Origin of the sequence: Sphingobium sp. MI1205, assembly GCF_001563285.1 — a bacterium.
In the GTDB taxonomy this organism is placed as follows: Bacteria; Pseudomonadota; Alphaproteobacteria; order Sphingomonadales; family Sphingomonadaceae; genus Sphingobium.
On record NZ_CP005188.1, the window covers coordinates 2630033 to 2653042 of the forward strand.

General features: G+C 56.0%; 19 protein-coding genes and 1 tRNA gene. 3 read left to right on the forward strand and 17 right to left on the reverse strand.

Annotated elements, in window-relative coordinates:
* Positions 1-15: 15 nt before the first annotated feature.
* From K663_RS12905 to K663_RS12965, 13 genes are all read right to left on the reverse strand, one after another.
* Positions 16-822, reverse strand: coding sequence for an ABC transporter permease (locus tag K663_RS12905; RefSeq protein ID WP_062118206.1), 807 nt, complete (start codon positions 820-822; stop codon positions 16-18).
* Positions 819-4508 (reverse strand): glycosyltransferase, encoded by a 3690-nt coding sequence (locus K663_RS12910; protein ID WP_145902273.1) that lies wholly within the window; start codon positions 4506-4508, stop codon positions 819-821. Before K663_RS12910 ends, K663_RS12905 begins: the two co-directional genes overlap by 4 nt.
* Before the next feature lie 58 nt (positions 4509-4566).
* Positions 4567-5694: a hypothetical protein gene (locus K663_RS12915; protein WP_062118211.1), complete on the reverse strand. Its 1128-nt coding sequence runs from the start codon at positions 5692-5694 to the stop codon at positions 4567-4569.
* Between the two features lie 12 nt (positions 5695-5706).
* Positions 5707-6405: an FkbM family methyltransferase gene (locus K663_RS12920; protein ID WP_062118214.1), complete on the reverse strand. Its 699-nt coding sequence runs from the start codon at positions 6403-6405 to the stop codon at positions 5707-5709.
* 246 nt (positions 6406-6651) lie between these two features.
* Positions 6652-7929 (reverse strand): polysaccharide biosynthesis/export family protein, encoded by a 1278-nt coding sequence (locus K663_RS12925; RefSeq protein ID WP_083535905.1) that lies wholly within the window; start codon positions 7927-7929, stop codon positions 6652-6654.
* Positions 7930-7968: 39 nt separating this feature from the next.
* Positions 7969-8157, reverse strand: a complete 189-nt coding sequence (locus K663_RS12930) for a hypothetical protein (protein WP_062118220.1) — start codon at positions 8155-8157, stop codon at positions 7969-7971.
* 37 nt (positions 8158-8194) lie between these two features.
* Entirely contained in the window at positions 8195-8866 is a 672-nt protein-coding gene (locus K663_RS12935; RefSeq protein ID WP_062118223.1) for a class I SAM-dependent methyltransferase, read from the reverse strand.
* Positions 8867-9040: 174 nt separating this feature from the next.
* A complete protein-coding gene (locus K663_RS12940; RefSeq protein ID WP_062118226.1) occupies positions 9041-11128 on the reverse strand; it encodes a glycosyltransferase in 2088 nt (695 codons plus the stop codon).
* A 93-nt stretch (positions 11129-11221) separates the two neighbouring features.
* Positions 11222-12283, reverse strand: a complete 1062-nt coding sequence (gene rfbB / locus K663_RS12945; RefSeq protein WP_062118229.1) for a dTDP-glucose 4,6-dehydratase — start codon at positions 12281-12283, stop codon at positions 11222-11224.
* A complete protein-coding gene (gene rfbD, locus K663_RS12950; RefSeq protein ID WP_062118232.1) occupies positions 12276-13133 on the reverse strand; it encodes a dTDP-4-dehydrorhamnose reductase in 858 nt (285 codons plus the stop codon). The genes rfbB and rfbD overlap by 8 nt, the downstream gene beginning before the upstream one ends.
* Complete coding sequence (gene rfbC, locus K663_RS12955; protein ID WP_062118235.1) at positions 13130-13675, reverse strand: dTDP-4-dehydrorhamnose 3,5-epimerase; 546 nt, start codon at positions 13673-13675, stop codon at positions 13130-13132. The genes rfbD and rfbC overlap by 4 nt, the downstream gene beginning before the upstream one ends.
* On the reverse strand, positions 13672-14556 hold the full coding sequence (gene rfbA, locus K663_RS12960) for a glucose-1-phosphate thymidylyltransferase RfbA (RefSeq protein WP_062118238.1): 885 nt from the start codon (positions 14554-14556) through the stop codon (positions 13672-13674). Before rfbA ends, rfbC begins: the two co-directional genes overlap by 4 nt.
* Before the next feature lie 79 nt (positions 14557-14635).
* The gene (locus tag K663_RS12965; protein WP_235589572.1) at positions 14636-15361 is read right to left on the reverse strand and encodes an ABC transporter ATP-binding protein; all 726 of its coding nucleotides are present in this window, start codon (positions 15359-15361) and stop codon (positions 14636-14638) included.
* A gap of 50 nt (positions 15362-15411) precedes the next feature.
* Here K663_RS12965 and K663_RS23350 point away from each other — a divergent pair, with 50 nt between their 5' ends.
* From K663_RS23350 to K663_RS12980, 3 genes are all read left to right on the forward strand, one after another.
* Positions 15412-16548, forward strand: a complete 1137-nt coding sequence (locus K663_RS23350; RefSeq protein ID WP_158511184.1) for a glycosyltransferase family 4 protein — start codon at positions 15412-15414, stop codon at positions 16546-16548.
* Complete coding sequence (locus K663_RS12975) at positions 16541-17869, forward strand: glycosyltransferase family 4 protein (protein ID WP_062118244.1); 1329 nt, start codon at positions 16541-16543, stop codon at positions 17867-17869. The genes K663_RS23350 and K663_RS12975 overlap by 8 nt, the downstream gene beginning before the upstream one ends.
* A gap of 369 nt (positions 17870-18238) precedes the next feature.
* Positions 18239-19684, forward strand: a complete 1446-nt coding sequence (locus K663_RS12980; protein WP_062118248.1) for a class I SAM-dependent methyltransferase — start codon at positions 18239-18241, stop codon at positions 19682-19684.
* Positions 19685-20106: 422 nt separating this feature from the next.
* On the opposite strand, the gene K663_RS12985 is transcribed toward K663_RS12980, so the two are convergent.
* The 4 genes from K663_RS12985 to K663_RS13000 all read right to left on the reverse strand — a co-directional run bounded on the left by K663_RS12985 (position 20107) and on the right by K663_RS13000 (position 23010).
* A tRNA-Gly gene (locus K663_RS12985) sits at positions 20107-20180 on the reverse strand.
* Positions 20181-20885: 705 nt separating this feature from the next.
* Complete coding sequence (locus tag K663_RS12990; RefSeq protein ID WP_062120895.1) at positions 20886-21467, reverse strand: 5'-methylthioadenosine/S-adenosylhomocysteine nucleosidase; 582 nt, start codon at positions 21465-21467, stop codon at positions 20886-20888.
* Positions 21468-21540: 73 nt separating this feature from the next.
* Positions 21541-22077, reverse strand: a complete 537-nt coding sequence (locus K663_RS12995) for an adenine phosphoribosyltransferase (protein WP_062118251.1) — start codon at positions 22075-22077, stop codon at positions 21541-21543.
* An 84-nt stretch (positions 22078-22161) separates the two neighbouring features.
* Positions 22162-23010 carry a cytochrome c1 gene (locus tag K663_RS13000; protein WP_062118254.1) on the reverse strand — a complete coding sequence of 283 codons (849 nt, stop codon included), beginning with the start codon at positions 23008-23010 and terminating at the stop codon, positions 22162-22164.

Consider the following 23010-nt stretch of genomic DNA (forward strand, 5'->3'; position numbering starts at 1 on the left):
GGTACCGACAAAAATTTACGCGTGGATGCGCCGCTGCAGCTTACGGATAAACACCAATCCTACTAATGTAAGACATGCACAAACCGTCACCTGATAGCCAAGATGCATATATTTGTCATCCGCCCATTCGAACTGGCCATAACGTGCCGTCTCGAACATGCCGACCATTGGATTCCACTCCATTGCTGATCGAAAATTCCCTGGAATCAACGACATCGTCCAAAATGCTCCACTTAATGGAACAGCAAAATAGGAGATCGGATGCACGAAACGCCCAAGTGTATGACTCCCATATGTCACGCTGGCAACAATCAGGGACAGCGCGAATGACCACCAGGTGATCATGAAGGCACCCGTCATTAGATATAGGGGCCGCACCGGAAACTCAGCTATACCCAAGACGATGCCGATCGCCATCAGAACGATTAGTGACGCAACGCAGCCTAACGACTCAATGATCGTTTTCACGATCATCACGTCCAATGGCTTCACCATCTTGTGATACATTAGCGAACTTGATCCTTCGACTGCTCCCTCGGCACGGTTGAAAATACCGCGAAAGATGATGAACAGACAGTAACCTATCAATGTGAAAGGGTAAGGCTGCATGCCCTTGTGCGCATGGCTAGTAAAATAATGAATCGTGCTGATCACAGTCGCGAGCATCATCGGTTCTCCGATGAGCCAGAGGTAGCCGATATTATCGCGCCCGAAGCGCGAATGGAGCTCACGTAACATCAATGCACTTATGACGGCACGCTGAGTCGAAAATGCCGATGGCTTACTGCGGCTGCCGCTGTCCTCCAACATCGTACCGCTCATTTCCGAGATTCCGAATATTGCGGCCCCATCGGCAAGTTAAGCTCAGACATCACCTTACGCGTTGCCTCGGCGAACTTCGTGATGCGATCGTCTGATATGGTTGCGTCGCGTTCGTAAATATCGATCCATGCCGGATTGCGGACCGTCTGACTGGTTGAGGCATGATCAGCCAGACCCCTGTCTATTTTGTTCTGCCACTCCTGGCGCGAGCGCGTATAGTAATGATTTATACATATCGCGCGATGAGGTTTGGGTTGCATCAGCCCGTAATTGGTCGACTGGTCGATTTCCTCACCATATTCATCAACGACCCTTCCGTGCACATGGAAGCTATGCGGGCCCTGGGCGCGATGATAGTCAGCCATCCGAACGATCGTTTTAACATGGCCATGCATCACGTGATCGTCGCACAATCTGGTGGTATAGCTTTCAATCAGGAGACCCGATGGCGGGACGTCATGTCCATTGGGGCCAAAATTGACCCACTGGATGGCAATCGCCGATGCATCGGTAAACCCTTCCAACCATTCGACCAGCGACTCGCGCCCGAAGGGATTTACAAACTCATCGAGATCTATGAACGCAGCCCAAGTCCAACCATGTCGATGCCGGTCAGCAAAATCATCATACGCCTCTACTTGCCCCGGATTTATCGGCCAGGGTATAAGGTCAACAATCCCCTCTCGAATTAGGCTTGCAAGCAGATACTGCACGTGATCAGTGCTGTTATTGTCGTAGAGATAGAATTTCTCCACTCCAATCGCGCGGTGATAAGCGATCCACTCCAGGATATTGATCGCTTCGTTCTTCAATATAGCGCAGATGGCCAGATATCCTTGGTCCCCTTTGTTTCCGGGGGAGACAAATCGCGGCGCACGAACGATCGCACCAGAGGCAACACTTGGCTTGTCATCCTCCGAGTCCCAAGGCCAAGGCTGCCGAGGGGGATAGGCCAGTGCGAAATCTGGACGGTATATGGACAAGTTGGGAGAATAATAGGGGTCTTCAGCCAGTCTGTCCCCCCATCGCCCGGTCATCCACAGTGCTTCGCCGTCCAACCGCGCCGACTTTTCGGGCGATATGTCACCTCCCCGGCTTTTTGACTCCTTGTGCACTAACTGGATCGCGGGATCGCACAGCACCCGCCGCCCGAGCGCGCGCATTTTCAGGCATAGATCAACGTCATTATAGCCGACGGCAAGCTGCGGCTCAAAGCCGCCGATGGCTTCAAAATCCTGACGTCGCACGAACAGGCAGGCTGCGGTCACCGCCGTGAACTCGCTGATCATCCGATGCTTGCTGAAATATCCATAGCCGTGTGAATTCTCGAACAGGTGCACGCCGCCGGCAACATGATGATCATACATGCCCGTGACCAGCCCGAAATGCTGGATGCTTTGGTCCGGATAGAGTAACCTCGCGCCGACGATGCCAACATCGCCAATCGCAAGCAGCCCCCGGGCCCGGTCCAGCCAGGCTGGCGCCATCACTTCAGTGTCATTGTTGAGAAAACAAAGAATTTCGCCCGTGGCTCTGGCCGCTGCCAGGTTGTTGATTGCCGAAAAATTGAAAGGACCCGGCGCGGCTATGACCTGGATGTTGAGCGTCGCGTATCGGTTGGCAACCCCCGCCAGGTAACTCAGCGTATCTTTTTCATCGGAATCATTATCAACTATGAGGATTTCGATGTTTTCCGGGTTATGCCGCGCAATCGACGCCAGACAATCATCCAGCAAGTCGACCCCGTTCCGCGTGGGGATGATGATGCTGACGCTCGTGTCCAACTCGCGCGGCACAGCAATGGCGCTGTTGCCGGGCGCATGGCCTTCAATTGATGCAAGGGGCCGACCTAGCCGCTCCAGATGACCCCCGATCGCGGATCGTGCCGCCATGATCGCGTAATCCTTCTGGTCAGCGGAGATGGCTGTCGATCCCGGAACCTGACGCCAATGATAAAGGACGTGCGGGATGTGAATGATCTGGTGGGGGTCGATCCGTTCGGAGCAACGCAGGAAAAGATCATAATCCTGGCTTCCCTCGAGGCCCTTGCGGAAGCCTCCGACGGCCTCAAACAAAGGACGATGATAAACACCAAGATGGCTGACCATATTATGGCCATACATTAGGAACTGATTGTAACAGCTTTTGAAATAAGGATCGAACCTGTCCCCCGACATGCTGATTTTGTCCTCGTCACTGAAGACAATCCGCGCATCGGGAAAGCGATTTAAATAGGTAGCAAGGACGAATAAGGCGTATGGCGGGACTAGGTCGTCATGATCGACCAAAACGATATAATCTCCCGTTGCCAGCTTTGCTGCGCTATTAGAACAAAGAGAAATGTGGCCATTTATGTTGCGCTTAATGATCTTTACGCGCTTATCCAGCTCCGCATATGTCTGCAAAATTTCTTGGATGCGAGGGTCGGTGCTACAGTCATCAGCAATGCATATCTCGAAGTCCGGATAATTCTGCGCGAGCATTGCCTCCATAACCTCGGTCAACAACTGCGGGGGTGTATTGTAAACGGGCATCACGAATGAAAAGCGGGGACGCCAGTTCATGGCGGTGATCAGCTCGTCCATGCGCTGGAAATCCCGGTCTGTCGGATTACCATATAAGTGCAGCCAATGCGCATAGCCGTGCCCTCTTTCCTTCCAAGGCGGCAGGAATGGCTGCATAATTTGCCTATCGCTGTTCGTTAGCCTCCCCTTCTGAAAGAAGGGAAGGAGGCCGTCACGGATCTGGTCAATGCTCGGCACACTTGAACTGCGGGCGCGGTCTTCCTCCTCTGCCCTTCGACCATCATCAATCTTCGCAATTAGCTCGTCGATAGAGCGGATGGCATGGCATCGGATATGGTGAAGCTCGAACGAACTCGCTTCCCCTTCAGCCGGGTCCCAACGTATAGCGCGGATCGCTTGGGGAGCAGCAATCAGCAGCTCGACTGTGCAACGTGGTTCGTCGGGATAGTCCAGAAGAATGTAATCCTGACTGTTGAACCCATCACCGACGTCAAGAAACAGTGTGCCTTGATCGGTGAGCAATGAGTCTCGATCAAAGGTAATTTGCAGCGCGAGCACAGGAGCGGATGCGATTTTAGGCGGGAGCCGCAGCAATATCTGGGGATCATAGCCGGTCATCCGCAGTTTCCCACGGCTTGCCCCTGGGACAAAGCCCAGCGCCGAGATCAGCGAAATTCCGTCAAGCGCGCGGCCAACGATCGCCTCGGCCTTAGAGTCCTGAGCGTTCAGTTGGCTGATCGCGCTCGATCGGAGCGATTCAGGGAACCAAGCTGACCGCAGTTCCTTCAAGGCATGAGCGTTTGCACCGTCGCGAGCCGCCTTGACGTAAAAAGCAGCTGCCTCCTCCGTTTTATTCTGCAATTTACGTAGATGGCCGAGGCTCAAAAGCAGGTCATCATCGTTGGGCTTCAAGCGCAGCGCCCTCTCATAAGCGCTGTTTGCAAGATCAAACTCGCCTGCTTCCTTACGCATATGCCCAAGCTGCACCCAGATGCCGAAATCATCGGGGCGGATTTTGAGATAAGCGGCATACGCCTCCGCCGCCCGGCGCCATTGCCTACCCTCTCTCGCCTCGTCACCAGCTTTGCGCGTTGTTGCCGCCATCTGCCTTTGACGGCTGCTCAGTGTAAAACGGCTCAGTTTCGAAAGCACTTTGGGCACTCAGTTTCGCCTTCTACCTAACCCGATCGGGATCTTGCTCAAACCACCTGATAGATCGCTAACGCCGAACCACAAGGCCGAACGGCACTGTTGCCCTAACAGCAGCATCGGCTTGTCGCCCAGAGGGAAAGTTGAGTTGCGCTATGTCGAAACCATGGCTGATAAGGCGCAACGCCAATCGCTCTATGTCGGGCCTGGAAAGTCCGTCAGCTCCCTCGTCTCTCGAACTGGGGGCGGAACGATAGTCCAGCATCAAAACGGCCAAGCCACCGCTCAACAAGCGCCGGGTCGCATGGTCGACGAAGCTTGTCAATGTGGGCCAAGCTGCCGAGGCGGCCATCGCATTCAAGCAAATGACCATGTCAAAATGTCCTAATGAGGACGGCAGTTGGGTGTCGCCCTCTCCATCATCGGGAATGATTTGAAGCAACTGGCAGCCCCTGCCCGCCAAAATCCTTAGGACCGGCTCAGCAATCGGTCCTATCACGAGGGCACGGCCCCCAGCCTGGAGATACCCAAATACCTCGAGAACCTGCAGTAGGTATAACTGCCGCCACCGCTCAACCGGATCATCGTGGGTCCCAATCTGCGGCCACAATTCGCCAAACTCGGCCGATTGGATCTGACCCAAGGTGCAGGCCTGAGAATTGGGGAAGCGCAATTGGGCCGCGTTTTTCGTCACGAGCGCATTGACGCCGGTCAGCTCTGACGTAGTCAACATCGTGGGAGGCGCGTGGGCCTCTTGGTAATTTTCGACGTCGTCGCCGCCCCGCTCCTCGGCGATCATATCGATGCCCTCTGCCCTAAGATCGGAAGGAACAGAAAAGTACCCATAAGCCGCATAATGCACGCCGGGAATGGAGGCAAAGCGGATGACAACCGTGTGATCCTCTCCCACCAATCCGTCCAGCAATACGCGCTCTGCCGCCATCAATTTTATGCCGAGTTGCTGATTATCAGGTCGATAGCCGTGTATGCGGATCGAAAGCTCACCCGTTGTTGCACGGGCTTTGCGGATGGTAATGTGAATACGAACTTCGCCGGGAAGATAACCGAAATAATGGGTGTGGAAGCAATAATTGGGGTCGGGACTGCGATGAGCCCCCCCCAGGCCGGGGATCGCACTGGCATGATTGGGGAAATATACAAACGGCTCGATAATCCGCTTAATCGAGATCTCTTCCATAAATCTCGTGTCCTAGCGCCGGAAAACAAGCATCACGTCCTCGTCGGACTTTCGAGCGAGCACAGATTCGATTGTCGTGACCTCGATACCTGAGGCCGGAGCGATCCATTCGAGGCCAAATCCCCAACTGCAAATATTCTCCACGAAAGCCTGCGGATCGACGTAGCGGCCCGGCTGAAACTCGAGGATGATGGTATGCAGTCGGTCCGCATGCCGCAGACCCGAGGCACCGGCCCAGATCCGCTCTTCGGAGCCTTCCGCGTCAATTTTAAGTAGTTCAATTCCGTGCCATTCCGGCCGACTGTCAAGCCGCTCTGCATCAAGGACTACCCCGCCGGTCAGTTCCACGCCTTCATAAGGGGAGATATAGGCGTTTTTCGGTTCATCACTCGGCATGAGGAATTGGACTGGGCAATTTGAATCGTGGAGAGCCACGGGAAAGATCTCGATCCGATCCGTGAACCCATTCAGATAGGCACTGCGACGGATGCGCTCAGCCATGGCGGGGTTGGGCTCAAACGCTAACACTCTCCCCGAGGGACCTACGAGGTCGGCCATCAAAAGGGTAAAATACCCCACATTCGCGCCGACATCAGCCACGATCATGCCCGGCCGCACACATTGGACTAAAGCTTCAGTCGTTGGCATTTCCCAGTAGCCGTCAAGCATCAGATGAGGCGAAAGGCCAAAATCGTGGGGATCAAGGTACATTTTATAGCAGCCCAGAACACGCGCCAAGGTATGCGCAGGCCCGACACTCACCGCTTGGCAATGGGCACGAATTCGGTCTTGGTTCCGCTCGCGCGCCGACGGGACCAAAGCTCGTACGTCAAATAACGACATGGAAATTGGAGCAGGCCGATCACGCTTCCGTCGGCGATCACGACCAAACCAAGATGGAAGAATAGCCATTAACCTGCAGTCCCAAATCCAGTGTCGTCGCGCAGCAAGGTCAAGCTACTGGGTAAGCGCGCGCGCTGTAACGAACGGGCCAAACAGCTGATTGATGATGCCTATCAACTTGGTCGGGGGGCCAGACGCGGAATTGGAGAAGTAAATGATATCCTTGTCGCGCATCCTGACCTGTTGGGCGAGAAAATACTGACCTGCGTCCATCATGTTCAAACGGTATATGACTGGACGGGTACCTTGCCCCTCTGCCTGCTCCATCCGAAACAGGAACACGCCGCGCGCATTCGCCCGCGCGTCCGAGGGCCCGCCCGCGCGCGCGATCGCTTCAGAGAGCGAAAGCTCGGGGGCGCCGAAAGGAACTTGCGCCACGCGGTCCGACGCCCCGAAAACTGTGTAGGTTCGGGGACGCTTCAGTATTTCGATCTGATCACCGGGCACCAGCACAACATCATTCGGCGAATTGATGCCGACGTCGCTCAACCGCATTTCGACGGACTTTCCGTCTCTCAAGAAACGCACCGCCACGTCCTCTGGATCACCTTGCACCCCTCCCGCGATTGCCAGATAATCCCGCAACTTCTCCCTCGCTATAGTGAGCCTGTATCGGCCTGGACGCGCAACGGCTCCCGAAAGGTAGACGGTATTTGCCAGACTATCGCTAATCGACACGATCGCCCGCGGGCTTTGCGACATGCCTTGCAAGCGCTGTTCGATCAAGGATTCCACCGTCCGGGGGCTCAAACCGGCTACAATCAAATAGCCGATATAGGGCAGCTGAATCCCACCCGACTCATCAACTTGAACACCACTCATCCGCTGGGCGTTGGCGACTGGATTGGTCACCTGATTGGACAATTCCCCGCCCGCTGCGGTTTGAGCCGAAAATAGGGAAACGCCCACTTCGTAGATCGCCACCGACAGCGTATCGCCAGGCCGGATTAGTTCCGGCGAATCCATCCCACCCGGCCTGATCAGAGATGCCAGATCAGCACTGCCGCCCGCCTGCTCTGCAGCAAGAGCCGTCACTGCGACTGGCGACAAATCCACGAGTGCGAGGTTCAGTCCGCCCTTAGCCTTCTTGACTGACTGCTGGATTTGACCCGCGGTAGGCCCGTTGGAAGGCAGTGTCGCACACCCCCCCAGCGCCGCAAACATCAATGGGAATGCCAGGCTTGCTGACCGCGCCCAAGCCGAACGCCGTGAAAAAATACAAGGATTCATATGATCCGATCCAGCCCTGCACCAAGCGTTGAAGCTTCGCGCCCCTGTGCCAAAGTAGAGCTTCGTGGGCAAGCGGAGGTCGAGCAAAAAATCCTCGAACATGCGCCTGGTCCGCGCTTCTGCCCCATCGGGAAAACGGTCTTACCAGTAGATGCCCAGCAGCAGGCCCGCGACAAGGAGACCGATAAGCGTCACCACCATGAAAACGAGATTGTTGCGCCCTTCTTCATCCAAGCCGAGCCGATTGGACTCCGCCGAGTCCGCGTGGCGCTCTTCGGCGTCTTTGAGCTTCTCCCATTCCTGGGGATCGAGCTCCCTATCCTCGCTCATCGACGCACCTCACTTGCTCCGCGTTGAAAGCCGCTCCTCAGCCCGTTTTGCGGAGGCGGCACTTGCCACTCCCATGCTCAAAGGGAAACAGGCTCAATTCCTTGAAAAACTCATCATGTGCCTTTTGGACGCCGGGCCAATCGACCCCGTTGTCATAGTAATCATCGCCAATATAAAGGCCGCCATCCTTGAGGATCGGCCACCAAGCATGAAGATCGGAGATAACCGATCGATATTCATGCCCCGCATCGATATGGATCACATCAGCCTGCACTTCATAATGTTTCAGCACCTCGGCAGCGTTGATCGAGTCGACGGGGAGCGGAACTACATATTCCTGCAGGCCTGCATCGATGATGTTGGCCATGAATTTTTTGTGCAGATTGGGCCAACCGTTGTCCCATCCCAAATGCTCAAACCATTCATTTTGTGTCCAGTGATCGGCAGCTCCGAGCCAAGTGTCCACGCATATGATTGCACCGTCAATGCCCAGGTCACGCATTTTGCTGGCCATGGCTATTGTCGAGGCCCCCTTCCAGACGCCAACTTCTACCACAAGCAAGGAAGAGCCACGGATCGCTTCACTCAGGTAGGGATGCTGAAACCCCCACCCTTGAGTATCGACTTGATAGATGTTTTTGGGAAAGCCGTGAAAGGGATCGTTTCCGCGCCACACGAGATCAATGATTCGATTTCTTAATTCAGTCATTACCGATCCGCCATTAAGTGCTTGATAGGTCTCAGCTTTGCCTAGACATGCGGTTCGTGCAAGTCTTAATCGGCTAAGCCTGTAGGGCCAGGCGCCACCCTGTCCGTGAAGATGCTCGAGAAACAACCCAGTAAATGCAAGTTCCTCGTGTCGAGGACAGTTAGAAAGATCATCTCATCCTTGCCTGCCCATCGCGGTGGAGGTCATCCAATCCAGCACTCGATCTCTTCTGCCAGCTTCGATGCTCATGAAAGGCGCGGTAGGCGTCCACCACGGACTTACATGTGGGTTTCGCAAAAGCGCCTCACCCCATTTCTCGTACAGCGAACGCAGTTCACCTTGATCCCAGGCGATCTTAAGCCGGTTGTCGTTGAAACCGCGGGTCCGGGACTCGTAATGGATGAGTTCGATACCCGGGTCATAGAGCACCTTTAGCCCCACTGCCCGCGCGGCAAGGCATAGATCGACGTCATTATAAGCGATGGCGAATTGACCAGCGTCAAAACCGCCGAGACGCTGAAACACCTCTCGCCTCACCCCCATAAACGCGCCTGTTACGGCTGGAACCGCGCGCACCCGATCTAGTCGCGATGTTATGTCGTCAGCGTCTTTTCCCGTCTCATGCCTGGGGGAGCCGTCTGCCAGTCCCATCAGCATGCCCGCATGCTGGACCGATCCATCCGGATAGAGCAGGCGGGAACCAACAATACCCACATCTGAGCGACCAAGTTGTGCCCGCAAATGGCGATCCCAGCGTGGGGTCAGCATCGCAACATCATTATTAGCGAACACGAGCAGTTCCTCGCTCGTGCCCTCCGCCACAGCATTGTTAATCTCGGACCAATTGAATGGCCGATCAAAGGAAACGATATCGATCCCGTCCTTGCGTCCCAGGCGGCTCAGCAGCCGGGCGGTTGCTTCCTCCTGACTGCGATTATCGACGATCGTCAGCCGCAAAAGATCGGTCTTGTCAGCATGCGCGATCAGACTCTCAACCATCGGCTCAAGCAAGTCGGCACAATCACGGGTAGGGATGATCACCCGTACCGCCTCCTTGCCTTCCTTGCCGCCGCAGGTAAGGGGCGTGCGGCCGGGTCTGTCCACTATTTGCAGTTTCCCATGAATGACAGGTCCTGCAACGGGGGGAAAGCCCGCAGGCTGGAGGGACCATATCAAAGCATCTTGGCCCAGTTGGCGAGCGGCCTCCGCGCGGCCCGGAATGCGCGACACAGATGCAAGGGGTATAGGGATGTGCGCGACATCTCCAGCTGACATAGAGATACTCGCCAGCAACTCGCGTCGTTGTTCCGGGCCGCGTGGGCGCAGGTCAGCCAAATCCGGCCGAACGGCAACCAAGGGCGGAGGGAAATCAGTCGTGAGCAGCCAGTCAAGATCGAAGACACCATGGAACTGCGGGTCGAAATGCCGGACCGGCTCGTCCCAATTGGCTACACAATAGTCCCAGTCTGTCATGCAAGCGGCCGCTTGCGTGGAAAGCAGTCCGATCACCCAGGTTAGCGCATCAGCATGTAGTGTGGTGCCAGCAGAGATATAAAGTTGCGCTACGCCTTGGGATGGCTCGAGTTCCGCGCCCGGCAGAACGAAGCCGATGCGGGTGTCGATGTCGGCGAGGCTTGCCACGGGATGATCGCAAATTTCGGACGACGCGACGACCACCGCAGTCCATGCTGAATGCGTGCACCCAATCAAGCTGAGGAGTGTGGCGCGAACAAATGCCGGCTGGCTTTGACCCGCATCGATTATGATCTGAGCCCGGGCGCTTGTATCGACCTCTGGCGCTGGCAACATCAGGTTGGGTCGAATCTCATCATAGCGAGAGATGTCTTCCTGGAGCAGGGTTTGTGCTCGTTTCACAAGTGAAGAGAGCGCGCCAATGTGGCGCAAAAGGCTATCCTTATGCTCCATCCGCAGCCGGTTCATTGTTGTGCGCGGAAGAAGATGCGCCAGGCCGTAGCGCGTGAGCGCAAGCAGCGCCGCATCATGGTCTGGGGTTCGCTCCAGCAATCGTGCCCATGCTTCCACACCACCATAGCGATCGCCCGATTGTACCCGCAGAAGACCCAGATGATAGAGTCCGTCGTCGCTCCCAGAGGCGGACGCATAGCTTGCAAGTGCCTCGTCCGTGCGGCCCATTTCTTTCAATGCATGGCCGTGTTGAACCTGCAATTCGACCCGGTCAGGTCGGAGGCTGAGAGCATGCTCAAACAACCGGCTTGCCTCAGCCCAATCTCCCTTTTCCATAGCCGCACCGCCTGCTCGGGCAGCGGCTATCGATCTACGCCGGCGAATTGCTGCCAACATTTGCCCTCCGCAGAACGAGATGAGATTGTCTGCTTAAGCGGCGCGGTTCAGCAGCGGTGTCCACCAGCTTTCCTGCGCCAGATACCAGGCGAGCGTTTCGGCGAAACCCTGCTTGAAGTCACGCGCCGGAACATAGCCAAGCTCGGTGCGGATCTTGGTCTCGTCGATCGCGTAGCGGCGGTCATGCCCTTTCCGATCCTCTACATATGTTTTTAGATCGCTCGATGATCGCCCCTGTGCGGCGGGGGCGTTAGGAAATCGTCGGATGAGATCGGTATTTTGGGCGAACGCTGCGTCCACTCCATGACAGATTTCCTCGATGACCCTTAGGTTCGGCAATTCCTGACCACCGCCAATGTTGTACGTTTCACCCACCCTGCCCTGCTTCAGGATCAGTTCGATGCCGCGGCAATGGTCTTCGACATGCAGCCAGTCGCGCACATTCATGCCATCACCATAAATTGGTAGATGACGGCCGTTGAGGGCATTGAGCGTGAAGAGCGGAATTAGTTTCTCGGGAAACTGAAAAGGCCCGTAATTGTTCGAGCAGTTGCTGGTGGTCGTCTGCAGCCCGAATGTATGGTGATAGGCACGCACCAGGTGATCCGATCCAGCCTTGGATGCAGAATAAGGAGAGTTGGGCGCATAGGGGGTGGTCTCTGAGAAAGCCGGGTCGTTCGTTCCCAGCGATCCGTAAACCTCATCGGTAGACACATGATGGAAACGATGAGGGCGACCCGTACCCGTGTCAAGCCACACATTTTTTGCAGCCTTGAGCAGGCTGTGCGTCCCAATGACGTTGGTCGTGACGAATGCATCGGGACCAGTGATCGATCGATCGACATGACTTTCAGCGGCAAAATGCACGATGGTGTCGATATGGTGCTCACTCAGCAGCCTACTTACGAGCGTGGTGTCGCAAATGTCGCCAACCACCAGTTCAACGTCATCCAGACCATCGAGATTCGCTGCGTTGCCAGCGTAAGTAAGGGCATCCAGCACGATGATTCTGTCATCGGGGGAGTTCTCTCCCCAATAATGCACGAAGTTGGCGCCGATGAAGCCCGCGCCGCCCGTAACGAGAAGATTAGCCATTGTCCTTGATCTCTTTGAGCATGAGACGCAAATTTTCGCGCCAGTGTGGGGCCGGCTTGCCGAGATGCGTGTAAGTTGAGCGCTTGTCGAGCACCGAGTAGCTGGGTCGGCGAGCAGGCGTGGGGAATTCTTCAGTCCCGATTGGGATGACGGGCACAGTTGTTTGGAGGAGGCCGAGAGCCAGAGCCTCCTCCTGTATCGCCACTGCGAAGTCATACCAGCTGGCAGCGCCTGCATCGGTATAATGATGAATGCCAGCCACACCCTTCTGAGCCAAGCGCCATAGCGCCGATGCGAGAGCGGGCGCATAGGTTGGCGTCCCGATCTGATCGGCGACGACGCGCACTTCAGGCCGCTCCGCCATCAGGCGGAGCATGGTCCGGACGAAATTGCCGCCCTGTGGCGCGTAGACCCACGCCGTCCGAACGATGAGCGCGGTGCTGCCGGCGAGCCGTTCCCCTTCCAGTTTGGTCCGCCCGTAGACGCTCAGCGGATTGGTCAGCGCATCGGGCAAGTAGGGTGAACCCGCCCTTCCATCGAACACGAAGTCGGTCGACACATGGATGAAACGACTACCAACGTCCCGAGCCGCCTCAGCCAAGAGGCCCACTGCCCGGGTGTTGATTGCACCGGCTGCACCTTCATCCAACTCGGCCTTGTCCACCGCCGTATAGGCGGCCGCATTGAAGATCAGATCGGGCCTCTCCGCTTCAGCGCGGCTTCTCACCGCAACCTCGTTTCCGACATCGAGGGCCGCGCGATCGAGCGCGACTAAAGTGACCCCAGAAGGGGCACCGGCTACCAGAGCGCGGCCCAATTGCCCCCCGGCTCCGACGATCATGGCTTTCATGCGAATGCCTCAATGTCCGCGAGAGGCTTGCCCGCAACGTCCTTACCTGACAATTGCGGCTTGAGACCCTCGAGCGGCCATCGGATGCCAACGGTCGGATCGTTCCACAGCAGCGAATGCTCGTTAGAAGGATCGTAGCGCCCGGTGCACTTGTAAAGAAAGTCCGTGCCATCTTCCAGCGTCAGAAAGCCGTGGGCAAAACCTGGCGGCACCCAAAACATCCGCTTGTTCTCAGCGGATAACTCCACCCCAACCCACCTGCCGAAATGGCGCGAGGAGCGGCGCAGGTCGACCGCGACGTCCCACACGCGACCGGCCGTCACGCGGACCAGTTTCCCTTGCGGGTTGGGATTTTGAAAGTGTAGGCCTCGAAGCACGCCTTTAGCCGAGCGGCTATGATTGTCCTGCACGAAGGTCAGATCAAGACCCTTTTCCCGGAAACGATCGGCATTCCAACTTTCCATGAAAAAGCCGCGATCATCGCCGAAGGCCTTGGGCTCTATTATAAGCAGGTCAGGTATGGCGGTTTCGACTATGTTCACCCAATTGCTCCCTTGCCCGCGAGAAGGCCCATCAGATATTCGCCATATCCACTCTTCCGCAAGGGAGCAGCCAAAGCCTCAAGCTGCCCATCGTCGATAAAGCCCTGCCTCCATGCGATTTCCTCGGGACAGCAGATCTTCAGACCCTGCCGTTCCTCGATCAGCCGCACATAGAGGGCAGCGTCAAGTAGCGATCCGTGGGTGCCGGTGTCGAGCCACGAATAACCGCGCCCCATCAATTCGACCGATAGCTCCCCAGCTTCGAGATACAGACGATTGAGATCGGTGATCTCCAGTTCACCACGGGCTGAGGGCTCAACCGCCCTCGCCCGCTCGACCGCCTGGCCATCGTAAAAGTACAAGCCAGTGACGGCATAGTTGGACTGAGGTTGGAGTGGTTTTTCAATGAGGCTCTGCGCGCGCCCCTCGGCGTCGAGAGACACGACGCCATAATCCTGCGGGTTCTTCACATAATAGCCGAAGACGGTCGCTCCTGAAGGCCGAGCGTCCGCATTCTGCAGCAGTTCCGACAGACCATGACCATAGAAAATATTATCGCCCAGTATGAGCGCGGAGGGAGCCTCACGGACGAAATCTGCCGCTATATGAAAGGCTTGAGCCAGACCTTCCGGTCGGGGCTGAACCGCATATTGAAGGGAAAGGCCCAGCTCTCTACCATCGCCCAGCAGCCCTTGAAAAGCCATGCTGTCGCCAGGAGTCGTGATCACCATGATCTCCCGGATGCCCGCCAACATCAACGTAGACAGCGGATAGTAGATCATGGGCTTATCATAGACCGGCATCATCTGCTTGGAGACGCTTTTCGTCAGCGGATATAACCTAGTGCCAGATCCTCCCGCAAGAATGATACCTTTTCGCACGAGTTGCCTCCCAAACGTAGCAGATTATTGGCCCCACCTAGAGCAAGGTGGCCGCCGTTTTCAACCGAACTACAGATATTTACACTACTCTCATTTGCAGAGCGTTGTGGACCTCGCACGCTTCCTCGACGCTGTCATAGAAGGTGAGACTACCTCCATAGAGGACAGCGCCTCGCGTGCAATAGCTCTGAAGCGTGTACGGATCGTGAGAGATCATGATCAGCGTACCGGACTCTCGCCGTTCTCGCAGCGCATCTTCACTTTTCTGACGAAAGCGAGCATCACCTGCGGCCGTCACTTCATCGATGAGATAGCAATCAAACCGTATAGCAAGCGAACAACCAAAAGCTAGACGAGCCGACATGCCAGCCGAATACGTCGAAACCGGCTGATGCAAATAGGCACCTAACTGTGCGAATTCTTCAACGTAATCGAGCACCGCCTGCGGATCATATTGATAAATTCGAGCAATGAAACGGGCGTTATCCGCGCCGGTCAGGTTGCGATCGAAGCTTGCACCATAGCCGATCGGCCACGATGTTGTCATCGTCTTGTGGATTTTACCGGATGTGGGATACTCGACGCCACCAATCAGCCGCATAAGGGTCGATTTGCCAACCCCGTTGGCTCCACAGATGCCGATGCTATCCCCTTGGTTGATTTCAAAGTTCAAATCGGTGAACACCGTCCGGGTAAAATGATGGCGGCGATAGACCTTGGAGACGTTCTGAAAAACGATCCTCTGGTCCCCAGCTCGCTCCGCACCATCCGGCCCACGTTCAATTTGGCTGTTCTGACGATCCATATCCATGCCAATAGGGCGCAATGCAGGATCTAGACAACAGGATTATCGCCATGGATGGGCGCATTATCGCTCAACCAGGATCAGGCATCGCTACATATGCAGCAGCCTTGCGGATGGCGCAGCAAAAATTGACCCCATGCCCTTTGCTTCTGAAAGACGACAGCTGTGATCAAGGCACTCCGCCGGTCAGCGGCAAGGAGCGCGCCATCCGCTGGCTTAGAGCGTTCACGACCTCCTCAGTACGCGCGGACCTCAAAGCAGGCCAGGACCGAGGAGCAATCCTGCATGCGCCTGACATTTTTCGCTTAGCCTACGTGCGGTTTCGCCAAACGGGGAAGATGCTAACTGTCCACGCTCCTCACTCTCATGGACTGATCCACTGGAGCTTGCCCCTACCAATCCGGATCGCCGGCTGGATCAACATCTACACGATCCATGATGTTATACCTCTTATTTACCCTAACCTAACTCCCATGCAAGGCGAACATCACCGCGTTCTACTGAAAGAAATATTGAGTAAAGCGAGCCATATTGTAACGGTTACATGTTCGGCACGACAAAGCATTATCGACACCATCCGATGCAACCCAGGTTTAGTGAGCAATTGTAGTATAGCAGTTGAGTCGACCCCATCGGAATATTTTTCTTTACCACCTCCGCTTGAACCGAAGAAATATTATATATTCGCAGGATCATCTGAGCCTCGGAAAAATATCGCTAAGCTGGTCACCGCCTACAAACGGTCGGGTAGATCCCTCCCATTACTGCTTATAGGACCTCATGCTAATCATGCCGATCCTGCAGCAGGCATATGGAATTTGCCCTACCAGCCCGCGGAGCGGCTCTCAGCGTTGATCGCTCAAGCGCGAGCCCTGGTTTTCCCGTCCCTCGCGGAGGGCTTCGGCCTACCCGTAGTAGAGGCCATGGCCCTCGGAACAGCCGTACTCACTTCGAATGAGGGTCCACTTGCCGAAGTCGCCGGAGGTGCGGCGCTTCTGGTAGACGCTCGCGACGAAAGCAGCATCACCGACGGTCTCAATAGGATTGCAAACGATGATGACCTCGTAGGATCCTTGGAGCGGTGGGGCAGATTGCGGGCTACCGCGTTTTCGAGCGAAAAATTTACAAAAAACCTTTCTGAGCTCTATGGAGAGCTTTTTTCAAGATCGATGATTGAACATGCCTGAACACATTTGGGATTCGAGACGGTTGCGTATTGCTGTTGATGGCTACAATTTCGCAATGCCGAAGGGCACTGGAGTTGCCACATACGGTTTCACCCTGGCTCGCATGCTCAAAGAGATGGGCCATCAGGTCGAAGGTATATTCGGACTGGACGTCGGCGAGACGCCGGAGATGCGCGAAACCATGCTTTACGATCTTGTAGGCCGCGAAAGAACGGAAACACGAAAGCTGGCGCGCAAACGGGTGAGAAAGGAAAAACTTCGCGCTTTCATGCGGCAGCGGTTATTGGAAGTCCCCGTCACCGACCAGGTTTTAAAAGAGGGTCTATCAGACCGAATTCCCAGCTTCGACCGCATCTGGTCATCGGCCTCCCTGTTCGAAGCCGCAAACTGGCACTTTCGGTATTTTAAAACCTTTCTCAAAATCGAATTGCCTCAACCGCCGGATGTAATGCACTGGACTTATCCGATCCCAGTACATTTGATGGGTTCCAAAAATATATATACCCTTCATGACATAGTTCCATTGAAGATGCCTTATCTAACGCTCGACGATAAGGAGTTTTATTACAGCCTGGTAAAGAATTGTGTGAATAGCGGTGCAGGAATTTGCACAGTATCGCAGACAAGCCTGGACGACATTGTTAGTAGATTTCCAGTAGCCAGAGGACGTATATTCAACACATATCAAAGCAGTCCGGTGCCCACAGATGTGTTAACAAGCGACCCCACTGTAGATTCTAACATTATTGAGCAGATGTATTCTCTAAGGAGAGGCGATTATTTTCTCTTCTTTGGAGCGCTCGATCCCAAGAAAAATATCGCGCGTATCATTGAAGCTTATCTTTCTAGCGGCGCCAAGTCTCCTCTCGTCATTGTCAGTGCTAGAAACTGGGGCATGACAGACGTGGCAAACGGAGGATCCGGCATTACAATCCATGGACGCGCGATCTCAAGCGAGCGAATCATTCAACTCGATTACATGCCGCGAGCCTTGCTGTTTCGTCTCATCCGCTGTGCCAAAGCTGTCTTGATGCCATCGCTTTTCGAAGGATTTGGCCTTCCCGCGCTCGAGGCAATTCAGCTCGGAACGCCGGTGATTGCCTCGAATACGGGCTCTCTGCCCGAGGTCGTGGGCAATGCGGGATTGCTCGTCGACCCTTATGATGTGGCTGAGATAGCAGCCGCAATCGAGGGTTTGGACAGCAACATCTCCCTCCGCGATCGTCTAATCTCGGCAGGAAAACAGCAATCTCAAATGTTCTCCGACGCGCGTTATAAAGAGCGGCTCAGCGATCTATATTCAAGCATCTTGCGTGAATAATCTGATAAAATGCAATGAATGGTTCAACGTCGTAACGAGATGATCGTTGGCCAGCTGCATCTGCGGACGGATGCCGATCTAAATGAGCAAAACAGCTAGTTTACAAGCCAGACCAACGCACCCTCTTCTGGATTTCTGGTCCGGCCCTGCCGCCTCCTTCTCGGACTTCATGTGGCGGCGCGGATCCCTGCGACTGCTCCGCGGCCGTTCTGAAGCAATCTTAACCCTCTAAAGCAGGCTCAAACCTCGCCTTGATGACCCATTGAAGCCGTCCAAACGCCGACCCTGTGGCACCTATTCTGACGAGCCGCCTTGTCCGCAAAAGCCATAGTGATATAGCCACACTTCGAACGACTAGGGGGCATTGGCTTGGAAAGCTCATACTTCGATCTCAACCGAAATCGCGAGGGAGTCAATGCCGGCCTACACCGGCAGCTGATCGGGGATCAATGGGATGCCATTGGCGCTCTTCAGTTCGACTTCCTAAAATCAGAGGGGCTGAAGCCTGAACATAAACTGATTGACATCGGGTGCGGCTCTCTTCGCGGTGGAGTTCACTTCATCGATTATCTGGAGCCGGGGAACTACTACGGTTCAGATATGAACCGGGCGTTCTTGGATGCTGGTTATGAGATCGAGTTGGCAGAAGCGGGCATTCAGGACAAAATGCCGCGTGAAAACCTGACGTGCACCGATACCTTTGAACTGCCCTGGCCGGATGGCACCTTCGATTATGCCATTGCTCAGTCGGTTTTCACCCACCTAACGCTCAACCGAATCCGGCAGTGCCTTACTCGGACGTTCCCGAAAATGAAGGCAGGCGGCGTCTTCTACGCCACCTTTTTTGAGCTTCCAGAAGGGGCGCCGTCCGACGAGCCTCGTCGCCACGAACCCGGCGGTAAGATCAGCTATGATGTGCAGGACCCTTATCACTATTCTGTAAGAGACCTGTCGTTTGCTATTCGTGGCCTTCCTTGGCGTTTGCGCTATATTGGAAATTGGAATCACCCCCGCGCGCAGAGGATCGTGGCGTTCGAGCGCTTAGAGAATTCACCTGCCATTGTGGGGGAGGATAAGCGGTCCCTTACCATCGACGAGGCCAAGGCCCTCGACGCCGGACGTAACCATTATCGCGCTTATGTCGGCCCGCCCAACCGGTTCGATTTCATGAGCGCAACGCAATTCAGCCTTATGTTCCAGTGCGGTCTGCGCGAGCATCATCATGTGCTGGACTTCGGCGCTGGTTCGCTTCGCCTGGGAAGGCTGCTGATCCCTTACCTTCGGCCGGGACGCTATCACGCCATTGAACCAAATACGTGGCTGATCGATGACGCTGTTCGGAACGAGTTAGGGCAGGACGCGATTGATCTGAAGCAGCCGATCTTCTCCAGCGATGCTTCTTTCGATTGCACAGTGTTCGGTTGCAAGTTCGACTTCATCATGGCGCAGTCGATCGTCACCCATTGCGGACCAGCGCTATTCCAGCGGTTGATGACCAGCTTTGCCGATGTCCTGCAAGAAGATGGGCTGGCGTTATTTTCCTATTGGAACGCCGCGGAGCCGCATGTTCATGCCGAGTCGGAGGAATGGGTATATCCAGGATCGGTGCGATACACGGAAGACGAGGTTCACGCGTTCCTCTCTGTCGCAGGGCTTACTGGCAAAGCGATCCCTTGGTATCATCCTGGCGCCAGCTGGTTCGTGGCATCGCGAGATGCCGGCCGCCTGCCAAGCACTGCCGAACTGCAATTCTTAACAGGGGCGGTTCTTCATGACCCGCAGTTTGCCGCGAGCAGGGTGGCTCGAGGCGAGTAAAATTTCGTACACAAGACCTCCATATGGCGTCGTGCGCGTCTTCTCTTCACCATCTCGCATTCTCCCCCTTCGTGCCGAGGTCGTCAGTATCCCCTGGACGCGGGCGCGTTACGCACAGAAAAGGTCTTGGAAGAAAGCTTCCTTGGCATTGATCACCTCCATAGTTTGGCTGAGGGTTTCGGTGGCTTCCTCCTCCCAGTCCCGTGAGGATCGCTATCGGCCTGCTCATGCCGTCCTGCGTACGATCGGAGCAAGATCGGATCGCTTGCGATTGATTCTTGCATGACATCGATCGCGCTGATCGAGAGCATCAGCATTTCATTTAGACGATCGGTGGTTGGCTTTATGAGGAAGCCGGCCACACGGCCATCATATGGCGCTTGTAGCGGCCAGCCGCCTCGGTGCGCGATGCATGATAGCTGTGGAGCGGGTAGCGGGGATCGAACCCGCATCACAAGCTTGGAAGGCTAGTGCTCTACCATTGAGCTATACCCGCCCGTTAGGAAGAAGCGCCCTGCCAGTTTTGTTGGGCCTTCGTCAATCCCCCAAACGCCCTTGTTAGCGCTAGATACGCATTCTGCTATGAAGCGTGAGCGATGTTGACATCATAATTGTAGGGCGTGCGGATCGGACCGCGGGCGTCGAACCGCGCCCTCGATCCCGGTGGCAGGACGATTATTCAGTGTATAATACAAGAGCAATGCACCCACACTAACGGAAGGGCGAGCTGCAACATCAACCGCTGATTTCGACACGGTAGAAAAATGGGCACGTCACATGCATTGACAACATCGAATTCAAGGCAAATGAAATTGGGTTGTTGGGAGCAGTTCGTCTTATGATGGGATTTAGCAAAATTTGGGCAGAGCTAAGCTGCTATGTTGACACATCATTGATTCCAAATGAGAAAACCCCTCACCCGTACCGCCTTGACATCGCAGGGGTCGCAAGTTCAATCCTTGCCACGCCCACCATCGAAACCCTTTTTAGGTCATGGGCGTAGGGGGGTTGTTCTTTTTCCCTACCCTTGGGCTCGGTTGTTACAGATGAACTGGCGGTGGGTCTCAACCGAAGGCGAGCATCAGGATCGCAAGCGCAGATGCAGCGTCCTTCATAGGAATTATATTACATCATTCCTGTCTAGTCGCTGAGCACCGGATGCCTCAACGCGCTGTCGGAATCTCCGGCATCAACCCAGCCGTCAGCGATGAGACCGTCCGAGAGCATCCGCCAACAAATCGACTGCGGCAGCCAAACGCTCATCAAGCAGTGTGAGCAGTTGCGTCCAGCCCAGCATGTCATTGAGTTCCCCCGGCCCGTCGGACACGCCGCGCAACCCTGTCAGGGGCACTGCAAAGCGCTGGCACGCGCGCGCTATGGCAAAGGTTTCCATATCGACCATATCGGCGTCGATCAGCGCGTAATCGTCGCCGCCAACGATATTCGCGCCCGTCGATAGCCGCACGCTGGGCAATTTCAGGGGTGCATGGAGGGGCAGATCGACGGGATGGTCGATAAAGGGCGTGACCCCCTTGGGGAAGCCCAGGCGCGAGGCGTCCATGTCGCGCCAGGAGACGCTGGCGACCTGATAGACTTCGCCCAATTCACAAGCGCGCGATCCGGCCGAGCCCAGGGACACGACCAGGTCGGGCAGCGTATTCGCATCATGGAGACGGTGGAGCGCGAGGCCGGTCGTGATTGCGGCCTCCACAGGGCCGACGCCAGTCATGAGCGGCGCAAAACGAGATCTTAGATGCGGCCCATATTCGTCCTCGATCGCCATGACGAACAGAACCCGCTTGCCTGCAATCGTCTCGCAGCGAACATCCAGAGGCGTGAGCGGCACGATGACAGCGTCACTCGCCGGAAAAGGCGAGGATGGCGGAGGTGGCGATACCCTGTGCCTCAAGCGCCGTCCGGCCGCCGAGATCGGGGAGGTCAATGGCGAAAAGGGCCATGAGAACCGTGGCGGCCTGCTCGCGCACAAGCTGCGCCGCAGCAAGGGCCGTGCCGCCCGTTGCTATGAGATCATCGACCAGAATGGCTCGAGCGCCCTGAGCGAGCTGGCCTTCATGCACTTCGAGGCGGTCGGTCCCATATTCCAGGACATAATCGATGCCCATGGTCTTGCCGGGCAGCTTGCCCGCCTTGCGTATGGGCACGAAGCCCAGGCCGAGCGCATTGGCGAGCGCCGCGCCCAGGATGAAGCCCCGCGCTTCGACGCCTACGATCAGGTCTGCATCCAACGGGCGGGCGATCTGGGCCAAGCGCGCGATCAGATCGGTGAAGCCCTCCGGATCGGCAAGCAGCGTGGTGATGTCGCGGAACTGGATCCCGGGCCTTGGAAAGTCGGGAATGGTGCGGACCAGCGCGGCAAGATCGACGGTGCTCATCGAAACCCTCTTACAAGAAAAGGGGCACGGCTCCCTGATGAAACCGCGCCCCTTCGATTATTCCAGTCCAGCCTCAGGCCGCGATCAGGCGGCCTTTTTCTTGTCCGCCCAGATATTCTGGTAGGACATGTAGGCCAGGCCCGTCGCGATCAGGAGGAAGACGATCGTCGCCAGACCCGCGCGGCGGCGGTTTTCAAGCTTCGGTTCCGCCGTCCATGTCAGGAATGCGGCCACATCCTGCGACATCTGATCGACAGTTGCCTTGGTGCCATCGCCATAGGTGACCTGACCGTCTGCCGTCAGCGGCGGCGCCATGGCGAGGTTCAGGTTGGCGAAATAGGGGTTGTAGTGCAGCCCCTCAGGCGTCTTGGCATCCGGGAAGTGCTTGAGCAGTTCAGCCGGCTGCGTCTGATAACCAGTGAGCAGCGAGTAGACATAGGCCGACCCATCGTGGCGCGCCTTGGTCATGAGCGAGAGATCCGGCGGGATCGCATTGTTGTTCGCCGCCGCCGCCGCGACATTGTTCGCGAAGGGTTTGGGGAAATAATCTGCGGGGACCGGGTCGCGCGTCGACATCTCACCCGTCTTGGGATCGACGTCGGGCGTCTTGATCGCCCACTGCTTGGCGATCGCCTTGATCTCGGCTTCATTGTAACCAATGCCGGCAAGATCGCGGAAAGCGACAAACTTCAGGCTGTGGCAAGCCGAACAGACTTCCTTGAAAACCTGGAAGCCGCGCTGCAACTGCGCCTGATCGAACTTGCCCAGCGGACCGCTGAAGGAGAAATCGACCTTCTTGGGATGCTCATGAAACTCATGCTCGACCGTCTTGGCTGGCGGTTCGGAGACATAAGCCGCCGCGCCCATCAGGAAGGAGATCAGCAGCCAGCCAGCAAAGAAGAGGCCGACGAGAAATGCGCCGATGCGAACCAT